This window comes from Streptococcus atopicus (genome assembly GCF_049166725.1).
GTDB classification, from domain to species: domain Bacteria; phylum Bacillota; class Bacilli; order Lactobacillales; family Streptococcaceae; genus Streptococcus; species Streptococcus hominis.
On record NZ_JBMHFC010000009.1, the window covers coordinates 26757 to 39863 of the forward strand.

General features: G+C 38.8%; 15 protein-coding genes and 1 pseudogene. 5 read left to right on the forward strand and 11 right to left on the reverse strand.

Annotated elements, in window-relative coordinates:
* The first annotated feature begins 130 nt into the window (after positions 1-130).
* The 5 genes from rlmB (at position 131) to rpsI (ending at position 3279) form a co-directional block, all read left to right on the forward strand.
* Entirely contained in the window at positions 131-859 is a 729-nt protein-coding gene (rlmB, locus tag ACOMA9_RS06850; RefSeq protein ID WP_022525159.1) for a 23S rRNA (guanosine(2251)-2'-O)-methyltransferase RlmB, read from the forward strand.
* Positions 856-1380 carry an NYN domain-containing protein gene (locus ACOMA9_RS06855; protein WP_421424999.1) on the forward strand — a complete coding sequence of 175 codons (525 nt, stop codon included), beginning with the start codon at positions 856-858 and terminating at the stop codon, positions 1378-1380. Before rlmB ends, ACOMA9_RS06855 begins: the two co-directional genes overlap by 4 nt.
* The gene (locus ACOMA9_RS06860; protein ID WP_330945379.1) at positions 1370-2239 is read left to right on the forward strand and encodes a DegV family protein; all 870 of its coding nucleotides are present in this window, start codon (positions 1370-1372) and stop codon (positions 2237-2239) included. The genes ACOMA9_RS06855 and ACOMA9_RS06860 overlap by 11 nt, the downstream gene beginning before the upstream one ends.
* Positions 2240-2420: 181 nt before the next feature.
* Positions 2421-2867 carry a 50S ribosomal protein L13 gene (rplM, locus tag ACOMA9_RS06865; protein ID WP_003026230.1) on the forward strand — a complete coding sequence of 149 codons (447 nt, stop codon included), beginning with the start codon at positions 2421-2423 and terminating at the stop codon, positions 2865-2867.
* Between the two features lie 19 nt (positions 2868-2886).
* Positions 2887-3279, forward strand: coding sequence for a 30S ribosomal protein S9 (rpsI, locus tag ACOMA9_RS06870; RefSeq protein ID WP_003035124.1), 393 nt, complete (start codon positions 2887-2889; stop codon positions 3277-3279).
* Positions 3280-3349: 70 nt separating this feature from the next.
* Here rpsI and ACOMA9_RS06875 read toward each other — a convergent pair.
* The 11 genes and pseudogenes from ACOMA9_RS06875 to ACOMA9_RS06925 form a co-directional block, all read right to left on the reverse strand.
* Positions 3350-4606, reverse strand: a pseudogene (locus tag ACOMA9_RS06875) (tyrosine-type recombinase/integrase).
* Between the two features lie 10 nt (positions 4607-4616).
* Complete coding sequence (locus tag ACOMA9_RS06880) at positions 4617-4889, reverse strand: excisionase family DNA-binding protein (RefSeq protein ID WP_421425001.1); 273 nt, start codon at positions 4887-4889, stop codon at positions 4617-4619.
* Between the two features lie 12 nt (positions 4890-4901).
* On the reverse strand, positions 4902-6014 hold the full coding sequence (locus ACOMA9_RS06885) for a CHAP domain-containing protein (RefSeq protein ID WP_421425003.1): 1113 nt from the start codon (positions 6012-6014) through the stop codon (positions 4902-4904).
* 14 nt (positions 6015-6028) lie between these two features.
* A complete protein-coding gene (locus tag ACOMA9_RS06890; RefSeq protein WP_045593937.1) occupies positions 6029-6253 on the reverse strand; it encodes a hypothetical protein in 225 nt (74 codons plus the stop codon).
* Positions 6231-8117, reverse strand: coding sequence for a conjugal transfer protein (locus tag ACOMA9_RS06895; RefSeq protein WP_421425005.1), 1887 nt, complete (start codon positions 8115-8117; stop codon positions 6231-6233). Before ACOMA9_RS06895 ends, ACOMA9_RS06890 begins: the two co-directional genes overlap by 23 nt.
* Positions 8118-8128: 11 nt before the next feature.
* On the reverse strand, positions 8129-10633 hold the full coding sequence (locus ACOMA9_RS06900; RefSeq protein WP_421425007.1) for an ATP-binding protein: 2505 nt from the start codon (positions 10631-10633) through the stop codon (positions 8129-8131).
* Between the two features lie 12 nt (positions 10634-10645).
* A complete protein-coding gene (locus ACOMA9_RS06905) occupies positions 10646-11056 on the reverse strand; it encodes a conjugal transfer protein (protein WP_421425009.1) in 411 nt (136 codons plus the stop codon).
* 2 nt (positions 11057-11058) lie between these two features.
* Positions 11059-11283: a TcpD family membrane protein gene (locus ACOMA9_RS06910; protein ID WP_001091060.1), complete on the reverse strand. Its 225-nt coding sequence runs from the start codon at positions 11281-11283 to the stop codon at positions 11059-11061.
* Between the two features lie 11 nt (positions 11284-11294).
* A complete protein-coding gene (locus tag ACOMA9_RS06915) occupies positions 11295-12290 on the reverse strand; it encodes a conjugal transfer protein (RefSeq protein ID WP_421425011.1) in 996 nt (331 codons plus the stop codon).
* 11 nt (positions 12291-12301) lie between these two features.
* Positions 12302-12859, reverse strand: coding sequence for a conjugal transfer protein (locus tag ACOMA9_RS06920; protein WP_421425012.1), 558 nt, complete (start codon positions 12857-12859; stop codon positions 12302-12304).
* A 1-nt stretch (position 12860) separates the two neighbouring features.
* The gene (locus ACOMA9_RS06925) at positions 12861-13094 is read right to left on the reverse strand and encodes a hypothetical protein (RefSeq protein WP_421425014.1); all 234 of its coding nucleotides are present in this window, start codon (positions 13092-13094) and stop codon (positions 12861-12863) included.
* Positions 13095-13107: the final 13 nt, after the last annotated feature.

The window sequence follows — 13107 nt, forward strand, 5'->3', positions numbered from 1 at the left end:
AGAATAAATTAATAAGAAAATGCAGGATGCCTTGTTTTATGTAAGACTCCTGCGTTTTTTTATAGAAGTTAACTATAAGGTGATTTATAAATAAGAAGAAGCATTTTAAAATTTATGTTATACTAAAGTTATGGAAAATAACGATATTGTCTACGGTGTACATGCTGTGACGGAAGCTCTCATGGCCAATACTGGGAATAAACTCTATATTCAAGATGACCTACGTGGGAAAAATGTTGCTAAGATGAAAGATTTGGCAGCAGAAAAAAAGGTTTCTATTTCTTGGACAAGCAAAAAAACACTGCAAGAAATGACAGACGGTGCCGTTCATCAAGGTTTTGTCTTGCGCGTTTCAGAATTTGCCTATACAGACTTTGAAGCGATGTTGAAAATGGCGGAGCGAGAAGAGAATCCTCTGCTGCTCATTTTAGATGGTCTAACAGACCCACATAATTTGGGCTCGATTCTGCGGACAGCTGACGCGACAAATGTTACAGGCGTCATTATTCCTAAGCATCGGGCGGTTGGTGTTACGCCGGTCGTCGCAAAGACCTCTACTGGTGCGGTGGAGCATATTCCCATTGCTCGTGTGACCAATCTCAGCCAAGCTCTGGATAAACTAAAACATGCAGGTTTTTGGATTTTTGGCACAGATATGAATGGCACCCCTTCGACTAAGTGGAATACGGCAGGTAAACTGGCTCTGATTATCGGCAATGAAGGCAAGGGCATTTCTGCTAATATTAAAAAGCAAGTTGATGAAATGATTACCATTCCTATGAATGGACATGTGCAGAGCCTTAATGCTAGTGTGGCGGCGGCTATTCTCATGTATGAAGTATTTAGAAATCGCCTATGAAACGGAAAATTTTATTAGTAGATGGCTACAATATGGTAGCATTTTGGCAGGAGACTTGTTCTCTCTTTAACAAAGGGGAATTAGATGCAGCACGAACTATTCTGCTCAATAGACTCAGTAATTACGCCAGTTTTGAACAGTTGGAAATTATCTGTGTTTTTGATGCTCAGTATATGCCGGGAATTCGCCAGACTTATGATGAATTCAATGTTATGGTTGTGTTCACTGAGGAAGAAGAAACAGCAGACGATTACATTGAGCGTTTGGCAGCTGAACTCAACACCCCTATAAATCAAGTATCTGTGGCAACGAGCGACTTAAATGAGCAATGGACTGTCTTCGCACAAAGGGCTTTACGTGTATCGGCTCGTGAACTAGAAAAGCGAGTAGCTGTTACAAAGTCGGATCTGAATCAAATGAGCCAACAGCTTCAAATGGGAAAACCACCTTTGCGTCCTATGGACAATCCAACCTTGCGCGATTTACAGAAAATGATGGAGAAAAAGAAAGATGGCTTTTAAAATTTTAACGGATTCAACCGCAGACCTTCCAGAAAGCTGGGCTTTGGAAAATGATGTTCAAATCCTTGGTTTGACTATTCAGTTGGACGGAATAACTTATGAAACAGTCGGAGAGAAGAAGCTAACGAGTGAGCAGCTCCTCTCTAAAATGGAAGCAGGCAGTCAACCAACAACAAGCCAAATCAATGTTGGTCAGTTTGAAGATATATTTCGTGGTTACGCTGAAATCGGTATGCCCGTTCTTTATATTGCGTTTGCTTCAGTCTTGTCAGGAACTTATCAGAGTGCGGTCATGGCACGGGATATGGTTTTAGAAGATTTTCCAGAAGCGGTTATTCGGATTATTGATACCAAGGCGGCGTCTATGGGAGAAGGTATTCTGGTGATGAAAGCGGTGGAAGCGAAAGCTGTCGGTCAAAGTTTGGAACAAGTAGTAGCCTTAATAAAATCTTTAGTGCCAAAAGTGAAAACGTATTTTCTAGTAGATGACTTAAATCACCTCATGCGGGGCGGACGAATTTCAAAGACCGCAGCTCTTATGGGAAGTTTAGTCAATATTAAGCCAGTAATTGCAGTTAAGGGAGATGGAAGGCTGGATTCTGTGGCTAAAGTCCGTGGAAAGAAAAAGGCCCATGCTGAAGTGGTGCGCATGACCTTGGAGGATATTGCCGATCCACGCGTGGTGATTGCTTATGCTGGAGCAGACAGCCAAGAGGTGGCTCAAGTCTTAAAAGAGCAACTTCTTATGTCAGAGCAAGTCAATGAAGTTTTAATTTTACCATTAGGACCAGTCATTTCCACTCACACGGGTCCTGGAACTTTGGGACTATTCAGTATTGCCCATGAAAATCAAGATTAAGCGAAATGAAACCGTTCTTTCATAAATAATTTATCAAATATATTGACTTTTACCCCTAAAATTTGGTATGATAGTAAACGGTATTGTTTACCCCATTTGTAAGGCCCCGGAACCTTCCAAATAACTTGCGGACCGGAACATCCGCCTTGTAAACAAAAACGATATTCATATAGGAGAAATCATGAACAAAACAACATACATGGCTAAGCCAGGTGAAGTTGAACGTAAATGGTATGTAGTAGACGCTACTGATGTACCTCTTGGACGCCTTTCTGCTGTTGTAGCAAGCGTACTTCGTGGAAAAAATAAACCAACTTTTACACCTCATACTGATACAGGTGACTTCGTAATTGTTATCAATGCTGAAAAAGTAAAATTAACTGGTAAAAAGGCAACTGATAAAGTTTACTACACTCACTCAATGTACCCAGGTGGATTGAAATCTATTACTGCTGGTGAACTCCGTTCTAAGAACGCTGTTCGTTTGATCGAAAAATCAGTTAAAGGTATGCTTCCACATAATACTCTTGGTCGTGCTCAAGGTATGAAATTGAAAGTATTTGTAGGCGCTGAACACACGCACGCTGCACAACAACCAGAAGTTCTTGATATTTCAGGACTTATCTAAGGAAAGGAACAAATAAGCTATGTCACAAGCACAATATGCAGGTACTGGACGTCGTAAAAACGCTGTTGCACGCGTTCGCCTTGTTCCAGGAACTGGTAAAATTACTGTAAACAAAAAAGATGTTGAAGAATATATCCCACACGCGGATCTTCGCCTTGTCATCAACCAACCATTCGCGGTTACTTCAACTGTTGGTCAATACGATGTTCTCGTAAACGTTCTCGGTGGTGGCTACGCTGGTCAAGCAGGAGCTATCCGTCACGGTATCGCCCGTGCCCTCCTCCAAGTAGACCCAGACTTCCGCGACTCACTCAAACGCGCTGGTCTCCTTACACGTGATGCCCGTATGGTAGAACGTAAGAAACCAGGTCTTAAGAAAGCTCGTAAAGCATCACAATTCTCAAAACGTTAATCAATACGATTATATCAACGTTTACAGACATTCAAGAATTTACTCTTGGATGTCTTTTTTTATCTGAAAATCAGGAATTTCCCTTAAAATTTCCCTGAGATTTCCCTGAGTCATATTTTAGGTTTCTAAAAGCAATCTCACCAACTGTCTGATTAACAGTATCAGCTGTGTTTACATACATTTTGGTAATCTGTTTATCACTATGAGTCAGTGCTTCAGAAATAGCCTCTAGTGAAACACCGGCTTGTTTAGCTAATGTGGCGCCTGTATGTCTTAGTTTATGGGGAGATGCTGGAGAGAGTTCAGGGTGTCTCTTTCTTACTGATTTCATTCTATAGTTGAGATAGTCAGTATGGAGTGGTTTATTAATATTATTTGTTCTATCGTTATATGTAAATACAAATTGTTTTTGGCTTTGTCGAATTCCAAAAAGTTTTAACTCTTCTTGTTGTTGAATTTTTCATTTTTTTAGTATTTCTAGTAGCTCGACTGGAGCTTTAAAGATTGTTCTTTTATTTCCCTTGGTAGATTTTACATTTCCAAAGCGGTCTAATGCTTGCTCTATTAGTATTTCTCCAGTAGAAAAGTCAATGTGTTTCCACTGTAGTGCATAACTTTCTGATTTACGATCGGATAAGAGGAATGTTGTGTAAAATAGCGTATAATCCTTGAAATCAATATCACCCTTTGCAAGATCAGTATCAAAAGCTTGTAACCATAATTTTAATTCTTCCTCATCAAGAGAAAGATCCTCCTCTCGTTTGTTCTCTTTGAGGAGGATTTTTTTATTAGCTTTTATTCTACTGATAGTTTTTCGAAGCTTATTTGAAGAAATATAATCAAGTTCTTCAGCCCAATCAAAAACAGAGTTTACATAGCTCCTAATTACTTTGAAATTAGCATAACTATTTGCTTTAGGAGTGAGTAGTGATAGAACGAGTTGTTTATTATTGTTTAAATGCTCTAGTGAGTAATTCCCTAGTATTGGTAAAATATGTAACCTAAAGAGACTCTCTGTTTGAAAAATGGTTGCTTTAGTAGGAGGTTTTATAGTTGTTGTTGTTTGTCCTGCCTTATAAGGTTCTAACCAGACCTCTTGATAAAATTCTTTGAACAAAATACTTCCCTTATTCTTTGAAGAGATAGGTTGTCTTCCCAATCGAGCATTTTCTATATCGATGTTAAACTTGATTTCGGCCTCTTTTGCTTCTCGTTTACTCTTATATCTTTTCTCAAAATATTGCCCTATACCCAGTTTTCCTTGTACTTCTAATGGAATATATAATTTAAGATGATATGTCCCATTTTTTGTTTTCTTAATTGCCACAGTTGACTCCTTATGCACTAATTTCTAATCTTATCATCCATTGATTGATACTTTCTTTGTTAAAACGAATTGATTTTCCAATTCTAATATAAGGGAGTCCCATAGCAATCCAGATGTCTAAAGTGTTATTAGATACACCCAGATAATTACAAGTTTGCTTTTTATTAAGAAAAGGACTGTCTGCCCCGATATCTTCTTTAAAGTGATGGATTTCATTTTTCAAGAGAGTTGCAATCATTTGCTGAATTTCTTGAGTTTGTTCTTCAGGTAGTTGTACTAACATATTTTCTCCTTTCTATTTTCCAATTACATAAGTAAATTGTTTTGCTGTCTCTGCATCAAAAGTTCTATAAGATATGATCCCAAGCCCCTTATAGTTACTTTCAGAGATTAAAATAGAACCGTCTGATTTGACTTGTTCCACAAAGGCTACGTGTCCATATACTGGGTCTGCGCCAGCTTGACTCGATGAGAAGGATAAGGCAGAGTGTTCGGTTGGTGTATTTGTAGTTGTATAACCTGGTTTTTCCATCCATTGATTACCATTCCCCATATAAGGGTCAAAGTTGACACCAACTTCTTTTCCACGGTTATAGACAAACCAAGTACATTGTCCCCATGGATAAGAGCTTGCAATATAGTTAGTAGTATCAATAGCTTGGGTAAGACTATAGCCTTCTGGAATATCGCTTGAAGTAACACCGCCACCGTCTCTTGTTTTGCCTGTAGTTTGTTTAGGTGCTTTTGAGGTTCCTCCGTTTTCATCAATGTAAGTATCCAGCTTTTGCATGGTTTCAGCTCTTCTTTTTCCTGAACCAGAAGTGTCTGTAAAGTAGACGCCTCCATCAACGGCAGTGTTCAAAGTACCAGAAGCGAACTTCTTTGCCTTGTCATCTTGGATTTTGAAAGTTTGGTTTTTATTGCCAATGATAGTTTGTTGGGTAAGAGCGACTACGGCAACTTCATCATTAAAGTTATTGGCGTTTTCAGGATTGGAGTCAAAAGCTCCATATCCAAACATATTGGCTCCTGGATTTGTCGCAACCCCAGCAGTTCCTAGTGAACTTTCATTCAATGCGATTGCAAGTATCGCTCGAACATCCAGATTTGACTTGGCTTCCCACTCTAGCAATTTTGTCCCATTGATGCGACTTGAATCATAGTTGATTCCTAGAGTTTTTAGGAATCCATCTAATTGTGAAGCCGTGATTCCGTAACGATGAACTAATAGATTATGTGTATAGGCGTCCCCGTCTGACCAGTGTTCAGAATAGGTAACCCCATTTTGACTGTTGGAATTTCCACCAATGGATCCCCCAGCCATGGCAGAGGCAAGAATGAGAATAACAAGAATCGGCATGAGTAGAGGGAGGAGACCAAAGATGAGAAACCATTTGATTTTTTTCATAAACCCTCCTCTTTTTAATAGCGAATGTAGGCAGTAAAGAGAACTGTTCCAAAGCGCCATTTAGCATCTAAGACAATTGCATGGGCTTTTACTTGGGAGATAATCATTTCTCTTTCAGTATCCTTTACTGGAAATAAAAGAAGGAAATCGACTGAGCGTTTTCCTTCTTGATAGGCTTGATAGAGTGTATCTTCTAGAACTCTTGGGAATGAGGTTCTAGAACGAATTTTTGTGTTCATTTGCTTCTCCTCGTAATTGGTTTAGTCTTTCGGTTAGTCTGTTTCTGCGTTCAATATTAGCCTTGATTTTATCATCCCTTGTCATAGTTTTTCTGTATGCACGAGTAAAGGCGTTTGACCCTTGCGCTTTGAACATGGATTGAGGATCTTTGTAATCTTCTAGTTTTGCCTCTATACGATTGATACGATATTGCTTGATAGGAGAAATCCATTCTTCCTTGAGAGTTTCAAATTCTTCTTCTGGGTTGACTTTTTCATTGTTTGGTTGTAAAACTGGTTCAAAGTTAGATGAAGGTTTTGCTTCTTGTTGTGTCGTGCTATGCTGAACCCTAGGATATAATTTAGCCCCATCTTCTTGTACTTGCTCTGTTTCTATGGGTGGTAAAGGCTCTTCCTCATCTGGTTGCTTGCTAGTAAAGAATGATCCAACTTGTTGGAATTGGCTCCTTGCATTCATGACTGCACCAGCTCCATATCCAGCGCTTGAAAGGACAAAATTTCCTAATCCTTGAGCAGACGAAAGTGCTCTAGTTGGTACTTGTGAAGCTAATTCCTTTGTTTGGCCAACTGTTTGCGTGACCTTGTTTCCGATATCATTTGCTACCATACGAGCTTTAGAACCAAGAATAAACTGAATAATATCTGCCTTGTATTTCCAAAGGAGGAAAAAGATCATAGCTTTAGAAGCAACAGAAACTAAGAGTTTAAAGACGAGCCCAAAAAGCAGAAGAGAAGGGAGAGTCTTCAAAACACCATCAAAGCCAGACGTTATCAAGTTTTCAACTAATTGCTCAATGTAAAAGATGAATAGTGTTAAGAGGCTAGTAATCGCTGGAAAGGCTAAACCTGAAAACATGACTTTAAGAACTCCAAAAATCAAATCCTGCATACGAGGAATAAAGGAAACAAGAAGAGCAATTGGGAATAGTAAAATCATCATGAGAACTAGAACTTGAGCGAGTATATTTAGAATTTGAATCAATATAACCGGGATAGCTAAAACAATGGCTTCCACAATTTTAAAGATGATATAAAACATACGAATAAAGATGAAGTCAGGCATTGCAGAGACCCAGCGATTCTTTTCGCCATCTTCATTAGCACCATTTCCGATTTTATCTAGATAGTCAGAGCGCTCTTTCGCTTTTACTGTCGTAAAGTTTCCGTTTGAATCAGAAGTACCTAATACTTTACTATTATCAAATTCTTCTTCTTTTCCATCTTGACTATTCCTGTATTTGCCGTTTTCTTGCCCAGTGTTCACAAAGATATAGGCTTTATAGGAAGTTTCAGCAATATAGCTATCAGCCATTGAATCGCCAATTTTGATAGACTTATCTTTATCATAGTTGACTTCAATTTTGGAAATTTTTGAGGAGACATCTTTTGAAACATTGTGGATGGTATCAAGCAGATAAAGTCCGCCTGAAGTTCCTGCGATTGTTCCAAAGTAGCTAAATCCTAAGAGAATTACTAAACAGACATGAAGTACCGTTCTTGAGAAACTCCCTTTAGAAAAGAAGTATTGATAAAATAGATAAATCCCAAGAATAAGTAGGGACATTGAAATGAGGGAATCTTTTCCAACTCCGTTAGTGGTTGAAGCCGTGAATCCCTCCCAGATAGAACTTGCACCGTTAAAGACATAGGTCTTGTAGGCGGAGTAGAGATCTACTTGTTCTAAGATACGAATTAGAAGAGAGAAGAAACCGACAATGGCATTGAGCAGGAAAAAGAAAAAATTGACGAAGATTTCATTAATCATTACCCATGCACCGTTAAAGGAACCGAACCCAGTTGGCTCCATATAGGACTTGAGCGAGAAAATATCAACGCCTTTTAATTTCTCAAAAGCTTCTTGCATGGTTTCACCTCCTAACTAGCGTATTTATTTTCAAGACTTGAAGAAACTGTTGCTTTCATAGGTTTTAGTAGCATATCAATATCTTCAAAAAGATTGTGAACAGAAATCATGTTGAGGTTGCCATAGACGTCATAGTAGAGGCATTGCCCTGAAATCATGTTATCAATCCATTCTAGATTTTGTTCGTTGACTTCTAGGTTGACATGACGAAGAATATCTTCTCTTTCTGACTTTTCATAAAAGGCAAATATGGTTCCAAATCCCGTCGTATCATCGTCATTTTCAGCATCATGTACAGATTGAGTAATGAGAGCAAGGGTATTATTTTTTGAGCGCCCAATACGTCTCATGTTTTTTATAACGGCTTTTCCTTCTGCGGATTTCATCAGAATCCATGCTTCATCGAAAAATTCGATGGTATCCTCATTTTCATTGCGCTCTCCAAAGTGGGTACAAAAGGCACCAAGCGCAAACATGAGAGCAATAGAATTTCTTTCGTGGTCTGAAATCTTTGTGGAATTATCCTTAGGGAGCTTAAGGTTGTTAACTTCTAGAATAGTGACTCGGGAATCGTAGTTGAGTCCTTGAGTGGTTCCATCTGAAAAGGCAAGTTCCAAGATGGAATTCGTGACAATAGAAGTTAGATAACGTCCAACAGAAGCAATATCGTCCTTCTCGTCCTTTTTTAGGCGTTCTAAGACCTGTTTAAATCCAACAGCTTGACCTTGCTCTCTTTTCTCTGCAATGATGTTTATAGCCTCTGTAATAGCTGTTTTTTGATCCATGGTAACATCATCTACGGCTTGCAGGAGAAATTCCAACATATTTTTTGCGACTTCGACTGCCTGTTCTTTCTCAAGAACGACAATAGGATCCAAAACGCCATGGTTAGAAGGTAGCGAACTATCAAGAGTGACAAAGTTAAATGCCTCAATCTGTTTCTTGCGCTCCGGATAGAGTCTTTCAAATTCAGGCGAGTGAATCACTTGTTGGTAGTGATTTCTGAGCTCTCGTTTCGGGTCAATGTAGAGGGTTTTGACATTTTGCAGGGCAACGCTTAAGAAAATAATCTGAGCCAAGAAAGATTTTCCTTGTCCTGTAGCACCTGTGATGATGATGTGTGGGTTCTTGGTGATTTTACCAGCAATATCCTCTTTGTTTCCGACAGTGGCATTATATAGGACAATGTTTTTGGAGGATTCGATAGCTTTTTCAATTGAATCCCAACGCCCTGTCCAGTTGTCTACTCGTCCGATATACCAGCCAATCCGATTTCCTGAAGAGCTATTGGTAAAGGGCATCAGTTCTGAGAAACCACGAGGAGTTACCATATGAGTCCAAGTTCTCGTTTTCTTTTGAAGATGCTGACCATAGAGGAGGGCTTGAAAAAGGTAGGGTGCATCTTGACTAGCTTCGCTAATTTCAACGCCCATATCATCAAAGTAATTGAGAACTACTTGTCTACGTTGTCGTAGTTGTCCAATACTGGAGGCAGAGACAATAAGATAAGCTCCATATTCGATGATATCTTCCTTATTTCCTACCTTCTTCATCAAGTCTTTCAGAGAAAGCGACCCCATGATGATTTCATCTTGTTGGACAGTATCAGTATTTTCTGCCTCTTCCATAATATTGCGATAGCGGGTATTGGATCGTCCCATTTTCCCTTTGATTTTATTGTTATCAATAAATTCTGCCTTAATACGCAATTCAACAGGGAAGTTAAGCCGTTGGACAAATTCTCCTAGATGAAAGCCGTTAAACTGAATGGGAAATTTTCCAACAGGAAGAATGGTAACAAAAGAAGAACCATAAGGACTTTCTAGTTTTAAAAAGCCACCCTTGGTGACTTTGATTAGAGTATCCGTGATGTTAAATTGGGAACGATTGGCGAGGACTTCCTTTTTGTAGTGGGGAATATAGCGGAGATATTGCATCCGTTGGTAGTAGAACAATTCCTCATCCGCTAAGGCTTTTGCTCGTAAGGGAGCAAGGGCTTGGTATATGGTAAACTCATCTGCACGGTAGTCCTCATACCAGTTTTCAGCGAGTTCATATTCGTAGCCAAACCCCTGAGCGATTTTTTCGGAAAAATCAGTGAAGCTTTCAAGAGCTAGTTCTTTGATTGTTTGCCCATGATTTTGTTTTCTTAGGTTAACTCCAATCACCCAATCAAATTGATAGGGGATTTCCATTTCATTTGTTAAATGGTCAACGGTGTAGAGGAGGAGTTCTTCACCGAGCTCTCTACTATCATCCGCTAGTGCCTCTGAAAAGTCCTTTAATTTTTCCTCTAAAAGATAGTCCTTAGGAATGAGGGAAACCTCAAAATATTGGTTTTTTTGAAGTTTCTTCATCATTTGAGCGACGGTTAATTTGTGCTTGTTTTTTCGTTCGTCATCCGTGATGGTGATTGGGGTATTCGGAATACGGTAGTAGGCCATTACTGACCGATCTCGTTTCAAGACAAGATTGTCATGAGTTTGTAGGATGGGATAAGTTAGTGTTAGAGACATAGTTCCTCCTTTCTAAAGGTTTGTTTTTTCAAAGACGATTTCTTCAATTGGTTCAATACGATCTTCGTGGTAGATTGCTTTTTTGTTAAGTTTAAAATCCCAACAGTAGATTAGATAATCTGCTAGAAAGAGATGCATTTTCTTTCCATGTGGTTCGTATTCTGTATAAAACTTTGCTAGCTTATAAGGGATAAACCAGTAGAGAATTAACGAGATAGAATGAGTAGCTTTAGCTAGAGGCACAAGAATAAAACCACCAGCTAAGAGCATGGTTACAAAGATGAAGATAAAGACTATAAAAAAAGACAGTTGCATGGGAGTAGCAAAGTACCAAATGCGAGTGCCTTTTTTAGTTTTTATCTCTTGAATCCAATAAGGGGCGTTAAGCCCCTTGGCGTAATCATATAGTTTTTCATCTTTCATAGTTAGAGTCCTGTTTCAATCCCAAAGAGACGAAGGAACCAGCCAAATGCTTTTAGAATGTCTTGTCCTTTTGTGAGTGAGACAATGACAGCATAAAAACAAACTACTGAAAAGAGTTGGATCCAAGAACTATTGCGCCAAGCTTTAACTGCAAGTAGGACGGCAATTGCTCCTAGTACCCAAACAGCATCTCCTTGTAGGAAGGCTCGTAGATTTTCTGTGTTCATGTTGTTCTCCTTTATTTTTCTTGTTTTGCGTAGTTAAGAGGAATGGTGTGGGCTAACTCATCTACAAAGTAAGTCCCGTTATTTTGAGTAAGAGTGAGAGTGAAATTCTCTGAATGAGTTGAAGCCCCTACTTCAAAAGTAACTTGAACAGTTGCGATGAGCTTTTCCCCATCCTCTTTTAGATAGGTGTAGTCAATACTTTTAAAGGTAGTATTTGCGACTACAGAAACATTTTTAGCAATCAAATTCAGATTGTCTTGATTTGTAGTGTAGTTGGTGAAAAAGACAGTTAAAAACTTGTCTACTTTCTTGTGTTCATCCTCCGATAGACGATCGGTTGCTGACAGGGTCAATTGCTCGTCTTTTGAAGATGGAGTTGCTTGTGAGGAGTCAAGACTTGAAAACCAAGGTAGACCAGCGATACGATATTTACCATTGACCTCCTCAAAAGGAATGTTAAATCCTGTTGTGATTTCCTTTTTTTCGGTGTTGTTGTCCTTTTTGATCCATTCCCTGTATTTGACACGGTAGGTTGCCACTTTATCCGTTACAGTGACGAGTTGCGAATAAATCACCTCGCTAGGGTTTCGGACTTGTCCTTGTGACTTGGTGTCAGGAAGGGTACCATAAAAGGAATTCAGGTGATTAATTTGTTCGGTTTGCTTATTATTTTCTTGTGAGAGGGTAAAGTAAGCATAAACAAAATTATTTAGATAGTATTGTAGACGGTAGTCATATTGCCTAGTAGTTGAAGGGGTGTCTGATTTTTCCTTTTCAAAGTTTTCAATGCTTGTTTTTAGACTTGAAACCTGATTGGATAGAGTGATAGCTCGAATGGAACCCATGAGCCCAATAAAGAGAAGGCAGCAAGTTCCGCCAACTACGGCAAGATTAACTTGTTTTTTGGTGAGGGTTTTAATTTTTGGAGGTTTCTTTTTCTGTTCAACCTTTTTAAATTGTTCTAGAAATTGCCTCACCTTTAAGAGATAGGATTTTAAATTGTCCATAGTTCCTCCTGTTACACTTGGGCTAACTCAATAAGTTTGGTTCCTTTTGTATAGAATCGTTTATTAAGTTTTTCCATTTCTGAATTAATAAAGTAATAGCCTTTTAACTCGTATTGGAGTTGTTCCAGTAATTGGGGAGCTAAAGTATTTGCTTCCTCTTTTTTCAACAAGCTATTTAATTCACCTGCTTTTGTCCAAGATTCTTTGTAATCTTTCTTTTTGAGTAATTCTCCTAATTCATTAGCGACTTGTTCGACTTGTCGGGTGAAGGTTGTTTTTGTTGCCATTTCGATTTCCTTTCTAAACCGTTCTTGATTTTGCTTGATGGTTTGTTGGATGTAAGCAATAAGTGAGGGACGCATCTTTTGATTGATAGTAAGAACTTGTCCCTCTAACGTGAAACAAGCATGTTCGTAATCGTACAGACCCATAGAATTTGGTTCCTTTTCGGTGCATCTTCCAGCACATTCATAGTAGAACTCCTTTCCTTTTCTTAAAAGAATGTAGAAATGCCAAAACTCTTTGTCAGGTAAGAGAAAGAAGTCTGCTTGATAGATTTTCTTAAGCAATTTAAGAAGCCTCTAAAAGATCATCATAGCCAAGTGCTTGGAAGATAAAATCAGAATCAAACCAGAGCCAATCATTGATTTGAGTTTCCGTTGGGGTATCCCCACAGAAGATATCTTCACAAATAATGTTGAGGGTATCCAATCCTCCACGTTCACGAACAGTGTTTAGAGTTGTTAATCCGCCTGACCAAGCTTTAAAGTTTTCTAGTGAATTAATCTCAACTTTGTATTCCATAGGTTGTTTTCCT

Bases quoted from the DNA above. Each gene is read 5' to 3' on its own strand.
- ACOMA9_RS06915 (WP_421425011.1), bottom strand. From the start codon at position 12,290: ATGGACAATTTAAAATCCTATCTCTTAAAGGTGAGGCAATTTCTAGAA.
- ACOMA9_RS06855 (WP_421424999.1), top strand. From the start codon at position 856: ATGAAACGGAAAATTTTATTAGTAGATGGCTACAATATGGTAGCATTT.
- rplM (WP_003026230.1), top strand. From the start codon at position 2,421: ATGAACAAAACAACATACATGGCTAAGCCAGGTGAAGTTGAACGTAAA.
- rlmB (WP_022525159.1), top strand. From the start codon at position 131: ATGGAAAATAACGATATTGTCTACGGTGTACATGCTGTGACGGAAGCT.
- ACOMA9_RS06890 (WP_045593937.1), bottom strand. From the start codon at position 6,253: ATGAACACAAAAATTCGTTCTAGAACCTCATTCCCAAGAGTTCTAGAA.
- rpsI (WP_003035124.1), top strand. From the start codon at position 2,887: ATGTCACAAGCACAATATGCAGGTACTGGACGTCGTAAAAACGCTGTT.
- ACOMA9_RS06880 (WP_421425001.1), bottom strand. From the start codon at position 4,889: ATGTTAGTACAACTACCTGAAGAACAAACTCAAGAAATTCAGCAAATG.
- ACOMA9_RS06905 (WP_421425009.1), bottom strand. From the start codon at position 11,056: ATGAAAGATGAAAAACTATATGATTACGCCAAGGGGCTTAACGCCCCT.
- ACOMA9_RS06925 (WP_421425014.1), bottom strand. From the start codon at position 13,094: ATGGAATACAAAGTTGAGATTAATTCACTAGAAAACTTTAAAGCTTGG.
- ACOMA9_RS06860 (WP_330945379.1), top strand. From the start codon at position 1,370: ATGGCTTTTAAAATTTTAACGGATTCAACCGCAGACCTTCCAGAAAGC.
- ACOMA9_RS06895 (WP_421425005.1), bottom strand. From the start codon at position 8,117: ATGCAAGAAGCTTTTGAGAAATTAAAAGGCGTTGATATTTTCTCGCTC.
- ACOMA9_RS06910 (WP_001091060.1), bottom strand. From the start codon at position 11,283: ATGAACACAGAAAATCTACGAGCCTTCCTACAAGGAGATGCTGTTTGG.
- ACOMA9_RS06885 (WP_421425003.1), bottom strand. From the start codon at position 6,014: ATGAAAAAAATCAAATGGTTTCTCATCTTTGGTCTCCTCCCTCTACTC.
- ACOMA9_RS06900 (WP_421425007.1), bottom strand. From the start codon at position 10,633: ATGTCTCTAACACTAACTTATCCCATCCTACAAACTCATGACAATCTT.